Consider the following 1730-nt stretch of genomic DNA (forward strand, 5'->3'; position numbering starts at 1 on the left):
GGCGTTCCAGGTACGGCTGGTCTCGCCGCCGTGGGCGTCGATCTCTTTGACGAGGTTGTTCTGGACATCGTATTCGAAACGGGTAACGGCGCGGGCGCTGCCGCCGTCGTTCTGGGTGGTCTCGGCGGCGAAGCGGGCCACTTCGCGGTTGCGCTGAATGGCGCCATCCAGCGCGGGTGGCCCTCGCCCGCGCCGGGTGGTCCTGTCCAAATTGTCAAAGAGCCCGGCCGGTGTCGGCGCCGGCCGCTTACTTCCCCATTACTTCTATATCCAAGAAAACGCGGTTTGGTTTAGGGTTGAGTGGAAAAAACGAAAAAATTGCCCTCCGGCCTAAACATTTCGGCCTTTCGCTGGATACCTCTTCATCTTCAGGAGGTATCTGATGCGTCGGCTCATCGCTGTGCTATTTGCTGTGCTGCTTGCCCTGCTCTCGTCAAAATACGCGGCAAGGTGCTTCCGGACATCCGGGCGGGACACTGAGATAAGTATTGTGTCCCCAGAATTTGTCCACACTAATCCGCGTAGACCCTGTTTTGAATTACTGATGCTACCAGACTAACAAAGATTGCTACAGCGGTACGGCGCTTTCTGGCTTACAACTGTATATAATTTATTCCCTCCGTCACCTTTTCCTGTTTCTTTTCCTGTTTAATATGCCGCCTCAGCACGCAATCGCCTGAACTCTAAATTGCCCGGAACAAGAACATTACCCTTTTCGCAAATATTGATGGTTTCTTTGTAATTGCCGAGCGTCAGATGACAGAAAGCCAGATTCTGTAGCGCCACCTCATCTTCGGGCTCCAAATCCAAGAGTTCGTCCCAACAGGCAGCACTATGGGTAATATCACCACGCTGCAGCGCTTCTGTACCTTCTCTATAGATATCCTGAAACTGCAAGTACCTATCCTCCCTCAGGCGAGCTCTTTGACCACCATTCTGCCACCGACCTTTTTACTTTTCTTATGCACCAGCCAAATTAGATAAAGTTGCCCCAGAGTGAGGTAGCCAAGAAAAAAATAACCAAGACACCACATCAACACGGCCATGAAAAAGTCACGGATTCCAGTCCCTAGACTAAGCCATTCAGCAATCGGCAATGTCGCCAGGAACAGACCGATGAAGCCGCCCACGATGGTAATTAACATAATGCGTTCGCTTGGCTTTCCATCGGGCCGCCTGATAGCAGCAAGCATCGAGTATTCCATCTTCTGAAAATTCCACGCATGCCCATTGAGCTCCAGCATTCGCTGCAAACGGGGACGCAGATGGAACCAAAAAATCGCCACGCTTATCGCAATAAATCCTATTGCAGATGACGACAGTATTTCCTCACTATGAGGTAGGGGTGGGCAAAGCAGGGTTACATAGGATAGCCACAACCACCATACGCCCAGAATACCAATACCTGATGCACCAACTAGCATTACGAAAATTGCGCTCACAAGGAAACGAAGTAATATAGCCGAGATCGAGACTGCCAGCAGAGTAAACACTGCTGAATAAATAACCACAATAACTCCCAACGAAAGATACTCACATTGATCGGCAATGCTTTTGCCATCATCTAAAATACGCTGAAAAAACCATGGACCCCATGGATACAAAAAACCAAAAATAACAATCGTCCCAGGCACCAACAATAATCTCCGATGAACCTTAGTCCGATTTTGTCCAGGTTTCCCCCTTTTTCCTTCATAGGCTTGCTTAGGACACATCATGCTAGTATTAAT

Annotated in this window: 3 protein-coding genes; all 3 read right to left on the reverse strand. The window is 49.5% G+C overall.

Annotated elements, in window-relative coordinates; genetic code table 11:
* Nucleotides 1–210, reverse strand: a 210-nt coding sequence (locus tag NPX02_RS21045) for a hypothetical protein (RefSeq protein ID WP_260296025.1), incomplete at its 3' end; no start/stop codon positions are given.
* A 438-nt stretch (nt 211–648) separates the two neighbouring features.
* The gene (locus NPX02_RS21050) at nt 649–897 is read right to left on the reverse strand and encodes a tetratricopeptide repeat protein (RefSeq protein WP_260296026.1); all 249 of its coding nucleotides are present in this window, start codon (nt 895–897) and stop codon (nt 649–651) included.
* Nucleotides 898–911: 14 nt separating this feature from the next.
* A partial coding sequence (locus NPX02_RS21055; RefSeq protein WP_260296028.1) for a hypothetical protein occupies nt 912–1730 on the reverse strand: 819 nt, incomplete at its 5' end.

This window comes from Sedimenticola hydrogenitrophicus, from assembly GCF_025175675.1.
Lineage (GTDB): Bacteria > Pseudomonadota > Gammaproteobacteria > Chromatiales > Chromatiaceae > Sedimenticola > Sedimenticola hydrogenitrophicus.